The organism is Salipiger marinus (assembly GCF_900100085.1).
Classification (GTDB): domain Bacteria; phylum Pseudomonadota; class Alphaproteobacteria; order Rhodobacterales; family Rhodobacteraceae; genus Salipiger; species Salipiger marinus.
Window position 1 is genome coordinate 1 of the sequence record NZ_FNEJ01000056.1, and the last position, 6,562, is coordinate 6,562.

Annotated in this window: 7 protein-coding genes; 6 read left to right on the forward strand and 1 reads right to left on the reverse strand. The window is 68.4% G+C overall.

What is annotated here, in order from left to right; genetic code table 11:
* On the forward strand, positions 1-999 hold a 999-nt coding region (locus tag BLR51_RS26395; protein WP_110506227.1), incomplete at its 5' end, for a glycerate kinase type-2 family protein.
* Between the two features lie 41 nt (positions 1,000-1,040).
* Here the strand turns inward: BLR51_RS26395 and BLR51_RS26400 are convergent.
* Positions 1,041-2,057, reverse strand: a complete 1,017-nt coding sequence (locus BLR51_RS26400; RefSeq protein ID WP_089852532.1) for an aldo/keto reductase — start codon at positions 2,055-2,057, stop codon at positions 1,041-1,043.
* A 130-nt stretch (positions 2,058-2,187) separates the two neighbouring features.
* On the opposite strand from BLR51_RS26400, the gene BLR51_RS26405 reads away from it, so the two are divergent.
* From BLR51_RS26405 to BLR51_RS26425, 5 genes are all read left to right on the forward strand, one after another.
* Positions 2,188-3,333 carry an acyl-CoA dehydrogenase family protein gene (locus BLR51_RS26405; RefSeq protein WP_089852533.1) on the forward strand — a complete coding sequence of 382 codons (1,146 nt, stop codon included), beginning with the start codon at positions 2,188-2,190 and terminating at the stop codon, positions 3,331-3,333.
* Positions 3,330-4,100 (forward strand): 3-ketoacyl-ACP reductase, encoded by a 771-nt coding sequence (locus BLR51_RS26410; protein WP_089852534.1) that lies wholly within the window; start codon positions 3,330-3,332, stop codon positions 4,098-4,100. Before BLR51_RS26405 ends, BLR51_RS26410 begins: the two co-directional genes overlap by 4 nt.
* 12 nt (positions 4,101-4,112) lie before the next feature.
* Positions 4,113-5,264: a dihydrodipicolinate synthase family protein gene (locus BLR51_RS26415; RefSeq protein WP_089852535.1), complete on the forward strand. Its 1,152-nt coding sequence runs from the start codon at positions 4,113-4,115 to the stop codon at positions 5,262-5,264.
* A complete protein-coding gene (locus BLR51_RS26420) occupies positions 5,264-6,124 on the forward strand; it encodes a sugar phosphate isomerase/epimerase family protein (protein WP_089852536.1) in 861 nt (286 codons plus the stop codon). Before BLR51_RS26415 ends, BLR51_RS26420 begins: the two co-directional genes overlap by 1 nt.
* Before the next feature lie 32 nt (positions 6,125-6,156).
* The coding region (locus BLR51_RS26425; protein WP_131821904.1) for an electron transfer flavoprotein subunit beta/FixA family protein at positions 6,157-6,562 on the forward strand (406 nt) is incomplete at its 3' end.

The following is a 6,562-nucleotide window of genomic DNA, read 5'->3' on the forward strand; positions in this document are numbered from 1 at the left end:
ATGGCGGCGTCAGAGGCGCTGTTTGACGCGGTGCGGGGCCTGACCGAGCGTGATCTGGTGGTGGCGCTGGTCTGCGGCGGCGGCTCGGCGCTGCTGCCCGCCCCGCCCGAGGGGCTGACGCTGGCGGAGGAACAGGCGCTGAACCGGGCGCTGCTGGCCTCCGGCGCGCCGATCGGGGTGATGAACGCCATCCGCAAACATGCGAGCCGCATCAAGGGCGGCAGGCTGGCGGCTGCCTGCGCGCCTGCCCGCGTGGTCAGCCTGATCGTGTCGGACGTGCCCGGGGATGATCCGGCGCAGGTCGCCTCCGGCCCCACCGTGCCCGATGCGGTGGATGCGCGCGCGGCGCTGGCGATGATCGAGGCGTGGAAGATCGCGCTGCCCGAGACGGTGCTGGCCCATATCCGCAGCGCCGCCTCTGCAGCCCCCGATCCGCGCGATCCGGTCTTTGCCCGCAACGAGGTGCATGTGATCGCCTCGGCCCGGATCTCGCTGGAGGCGGCGGCGGCGCGGGCCGGGGCGCAGGGCGTCCCGGCGGTGATCCTGTCGGACGCGATCGAGGGCGAGGCGCGCGATGTGGGCCGGGTGCATGCGGCGCTGGCGCGCGAGGTGGCCTGCCGCAACCGGCCGTTTGTGGCGCCAGTGGTGATGCTGTCGGGCGGCGAGACCACGGTGACGCTGCGCGGCGACGGCGGGCGGGGCGGGCGCAACACCGAATTCCTGCTGGCCTTCGCGCAGGCGGTGGACGGGCTGGAAGGCATCCACGCGCTCGCCGCCGACACCGATGGCATCGACGGCACCGAGGACAATGCGGGCGCCTTCGCCGATGGCACCAGCGCGGGCCGTCTGCGCGCCAGCGGGCACGATGCGATGACGGCGCTGGCCCGCAATGACGCATGGGGCGCGTTCGACCAGCTGGGAGATCTGTTCATCCCGGGCCCCACCGGCACCAATGTGAACGATTTCCGGGCCATTCTGGTGCGTCCCCCCATGGGCTGAACCCGGCCCGCGCCTGTCGCCGAAGGCGCGGGCCGGAACGGTCAGGCGGGAACGGGCGCATCCTCGCGCAGCAGGCCCTTGGATTTGAGATCCGCCCAGAAGTCGGGCGGGATCGGGGTTGCGAACCAGTCAAGGTTCTGGCGCAGCTGCGCCACCGTGCGGGTGCCCGCCATGAAGCTGGGCACCGCCGGATGCGCCACCACGAATTGCAGCGCCGCAGCGGGCAGGGGCACGTTGTACTCGGCACAGACCGCCTCGATCCGGCGGACACGGTCAAGGATCGCGGCGGGGGCGGGGGCGTAGTTATATTTGGCACCCTCCGTTGCGCCAGTGGCAAGGATGCCCGAATTGAACCCGCCGCCCACGACCACCGCCGCGCCGCGCGCCTCGCAGAGCGGCAGGAAACTGTCGAGCGCCTCCTGTTCCAGCAGCGTGTAGCGCCCCGCCAGCAGGAAACAGTCGAAATCGCGCCGCTCCAGCGCGGCCTGACAGACCTCCCATTCGTTGACGCCCACGCCGATGGCCTTCACCACGCCCTCGTCCCGCAGCTGCGACAGCGCCTTCCATGCGCCGGTCATCGCCTGTTCGAACACCTCGGGCTGTTCGGCGCCACGGGTGAACACGTCGATGTCATGGATGAAACAGATGTCCATGCGTTCAAGGTTCAGGCGCTGCAGGCTGTCCTCGAAAGACCGCATCACCCCGTCATAGCTATAGTCGAACTGCGGAATGAACCGCCCCGCATTGGTCCATGGCGCATAGTCGATATCGGCCTTGCGCGCGGGCTTCAGCACTCGCCCGACCTTGGAGGACAGCACGAAGGCGTTGCGGTCCTTCCAGCGCAGCGAATGCCCGGCGCGCAGTTCCGACAGGCCATGGCCATACATGGGGGCCGTGTCGAAATAGCGGATGCCCGCGTCCCACGCGGTCTGGATCATCGCGTCCGACGTGGTCTCGTCGATCTCGCGGAAGATGTTGCCGATGGGGGCGGTGCCGAATCCGAAGGCCGTCACCTCCAGATCGACGCGACCGAATTTCACCTTGGCGTCAGGGGTCATGTTGCTCCTCCCTAATGTAACTATTTGGTTATTTAAGCGCGGATCGCGCTGTGGTTCAAGCCTGTTGCGCCGTCTTGACCGATGCGCTCTGCGCTCTTATAAGTAACTGTATAGTTACCGGAGGAGACGCATGTATATCACCGAAACGCACAGTCAGGTGCGCGACATGACGCGGCAGTTCGCCAATGAGGTCATCCGCCCGGTCGCGGAGGAACTGGACCGGGAGGAGCGTTTCCCCGCCGAGATCTACAGCCAGATGGCGGAGCTTGGGCTTTTTGGCATCAGCGTGCCCGAAGCCATGGGGGGGCCGGGCTTTGACACGGTCACCTATGCGCTGGTCATGGAGGAGCTGTCGCGCGGCTATGCGTCGGTGGCCGACCAGTGCGGGCTGGTCGAGCTGATCTCGACCCTGCTCTGCCGCCATGGCACGGAGGCGCAGCGCGCCCGCCATCTGCCCGACATCCTCGCGGCGAAGACGCGCGTCGCCTATTGCATCACCGAGCCGGAGGCGGGCACCGACGTGTCGGGCATCCGCACCGAAGCGGTGCGCGACGGCGACGGCTGGATCCTGAACGGCGGCAAGATCTGGATCCACAACGCGCCGGTGGCCGATCTGGGGTTTGTGCTGGCGCGGACCGACCGGGCGGCGGGCCATCGCGGCATGTCGATCTTCATCGTCGATTTTCACGCCAAGGGCGTGAGCCGCGGCCCCAAGGAGCACAAGATGGGCCAGCGCGCGAGTCAGGTCGGCCCGGTGAGCTTTGACGACGTGCGTCTGCCCGCCGCCGCCCTGCTGGGCACCGAGGGGCGCGGCTTTCACATGATGATGAGCGTGCTGGACAAGGGCCGGGTGGGCATCGGCGCGCTGGCGGTGGGGATCACGCAGGCCGGGCTGGAGGCGGCGGTGGACTATGCGCAGCAGCGTCGGCAGTTCGGCAAGGCGATTTCGGAATTTCAGGGCGTGCAATGGCTCATCGCCGACATCGCCAAGGATGTGGAGGCGGCGCGGCTGCTGGTCCATCAGGCGGCGTTCAAGATCGACAGCGGCGCCGATGCCACACGCTTCTGCTCCATGGCCAAGTGTTTCGCCGGGGATGCGGCGGTGGCGCGCACGGCGGATGCGGTGCAGGTGTTCGGCGGCTCCGGCTATATCCGGGGTTTCGAGGTGGAGCGGCTGTATCGCGACGCCAAGATCTGCCAGATCTACGAGGGCACCAACCAGATCCAGCGCATGATCATCGCGCGCGAACTGCTGGCCAAGGGGGCCGCAGCATGAGCGGGCAGGTTGCGCTTGTCACCGGATCGAGCCGCGGCATCGGATTTGCCGCCGCCCGTGAACTGGCCCGCGCCGGGTTTGCCGTAGCGCTGAACGGCCCCGGCGAGGACGAGGATCTGGCCCGGGCCTGCGACAGCCTGCGGGCCGAGGGTGCGCGGGTGGCGGCGGTGGTCTTCGACGTCTCCGATCTGGCAGCGCATGATGCGGCGCTCGACCGGGTGGAGGCAGCACTTGGCCCGCTGACGACGCTGGTCAACAACGCGGGTGTGGGGGTGCTGCGCCGCGGCGATCCGCTGGAGGTGCGGGAGGACAGCTTCGATCGCTGCATCGCCGTGAACACCAAGGCGATGTTCTTTCTCTGCCAGAGCTTTGCCAGACGGCTGCTGGCCCGTCCGCGCGACGCGGCGCTGACCCATGCCATCGTCAACGTCTCCTCCTCCAATGCGGTGGCGGTGGCGGTGCCGCGGTCGGAATACTGCGTGTCCAAGGCGGGGGCTGCCATGGTGTCCAAAGCCTTTGCGGTGCGGCTCGGGCCCGAGAACATCGCGGTCTATGACGTGCAGCCCGGCCTTGTCGCCACCGACATGACCGCCCCGGTCATCGCCGAATATAGCGCGCGGGCGCGGGACGGGCTGACGCTCTTTCCGCGCATCGGCCAGCCCGAGGAGATGGGCCGCATCATCGCCGCGCTGGCCTCCGGCGCGCTGCCCTACACGACCGGACAGGTGATCTCGGCGGATGCCGGGATGCTGGTGCCCCGTTTCTGAGGAATCTCTGTCATGAAAATCGCGCTTCCCGATGCCGCAGGACGGCTTTCGGATTACCATCTGACCGGCACGCCGCTGCCAGAGACGCGGCTGCCGCAGGATGCGGCGCGCGTGGTCTATTCCGCCGCCCATGTGGTCGCCGACCCCTTCGCGGCTGCGGATCCCTCCGGCCCTGCCTGCCTTGACTGGGAGCGGACCATGGCCTTTCGCCGCCATCTGCACGGGCTGGGGCTGGGCATCGCCGAGGCGATGGACACCGCGCAGCGCGGCATGGGGCTGGACTGGCCCACCGCGCTCGACCTGATCCGCCGCACCCGGGCCGAGCTGCCCGAGGCGCGGGTGGTCAATGGCGTGGGCACCGACCAGCTTGACCCCGCCGAGGCGCGCAACCTTGACGATGTCCGGCGCGCCTATATGGACCAGCTGGACGCGGTGCAGGCGCTGGACGCGCGGGTGATCCTGATGGCCAGCCGCGCGCTCGCGCGCGTCGCCACCGGCCCTGCCGATTATCTTCGGATCTATGGCGAGCTGCTGGCAGCCTGCGATCATCCGGTGGTGCTGCACTGGCTGGGCGAGATGTTCGACCCGGCGCTGGCGGGTTACTGGGGCGCGCAGGGGTTTGACGAGGCGCTGGACACCGTGGCCGACCTGATCGCAACCCATGCCGCCAAGATTGACGGCATCAAGATCTCGCTGCTGGACAAGGACAAGGAAATTGCGCTGCGCCGCCGTCTGCCCGAAGGCGTCCGCATGTATACCGGCGATGATTTCAATTACCCCGAGCTTATCGCCGGGGATGCGCAGGGCTTTTCCCATGCGCTGCTTGGCATCTTCGATCCGCTGGCGCCCGCTGCGGCGCGGGCGGTGGATCTGCTGGGGCAGGGCGATGTGGCGGGGTTTCACCGGGTGCTGGATCCCACCGTGCCGCTGGCCCGGCTGATTTTTCGCGCGCCCACGCCCTTTTACAAGACGGGCGTCGTTTTCCTTGCCTGGCTCAACGGCTTTCAGGAGCATTTTGTCATGGTGAACGGCGCGCAGGCGCAGCGGCCCCTGCCGTATTTCACCGAAGCGTTCCGGCAGGCCGATGCCTGCGGCCTGCTGCGCGATCCGGATCTGGCGGTGGCGCGGATGCGGCGGCTGCTTGCGCTTTACGGGGTGGCGTGATGCGGGATTTCAGCGCCGACACCTCGGCCCTCGCGCTCAACACCGCCACGCTGGGCCATAATGTCGACGGGCAGGGCGCGGGCTGGTCGCCCGAGCAGGTGATCGACGCCTGTGCGGCGCGCGGTTTTGGCGGGCTGGTGTTCTGGCGGCGCGAAATTGGCGACCGCGCTGTCGAGATCGGAGAGCGGGTGCGCGCGGCGGGAATGACGGTGGCCGGGCTCTGCCGCGCGCCGTTTCTGGCCGGGCCGCTGGTCTGCGGGGATGACGCGGCCATCATGGCGGAGTTCCGCGCCGCCATCGACATGGCGGCAGCCCTTGGCGCGCCGGTGCTGACCCTTGTCAGCGGCGGGGTGGAGCCGGGCAGCAAGGGCACCCGTGACAGCCGGATGCGGCTGGCCGACCGCATCGCGCGGGCGGCGGACCATGCGGCGGGCTGCGGGGTGGCGCTGGCGCTGGAGCCGCTGCATCCGGTCTATGGCGGCGACCGCACCTGCGTGATGACCGTGGCCGAGGCGCTGGATCTTTGTGATGCGGTGGCGGTCCCCAATCTGGGCATCGCGGTCGATGTCTATCACTGCTGGTGGGACAGCACGCTGCCGCAGGTGCTGGCCGACCGGGCGCGGGGGCGCATTCTGGGCTATCACCTCTGCGACTGGCGCGCGGACACGCGCGATGTCCTGCTGGATCGTGGCATGATGGGCGACGGGGTGGCCGATCTGAAGGCGCTGCGCCGCGCGGTCGAGGCGGCGGGTTATGCCGGCCCCTGCGAGGTCGAGGTTTTTTCCGCCGCTGACTGGTGGCGCCGCCCCCCGGGCGAAGTTCTGGACACCGTGGTGGAACGGTTCCGCACCCTTTGCTGAGCCCGCGAACAGAAGAGAAGGAGGATTGCCGCATGAAGGTGTTTGTGCCTGTGAAGCGCGTGATCGATTACAACGTGAAGGTCCGGGTTAAATCGGACGGGAGCGGTGTCGATCTCGCCAACGTCAAGATGTCGATGAACCCGTTTGACGAGATCGCCGTCGAAGAAGCCATCCGGCTGAAAGAGGCGGGCAAGGCCTCCGAAATCGTGGTTGTCTCCATCGGCGTCAAACAGGCGCAGGAAACGCTGCGCACGGCGCTGGCCATGGGCGCGGACCGTGCCATTCTGGTGACCGCCGCCGAGGACGTGCATCAGGACATCGAACCGCTGGCCGTGGCCAAGATCCTTGCCGCCATCGTCCGGGACGAGGCGCCCGGTCTGGTGCTGATGGGCAAGCAGGCCATCGACAACGACATGAACGCCACCGGCCAGATGCTGG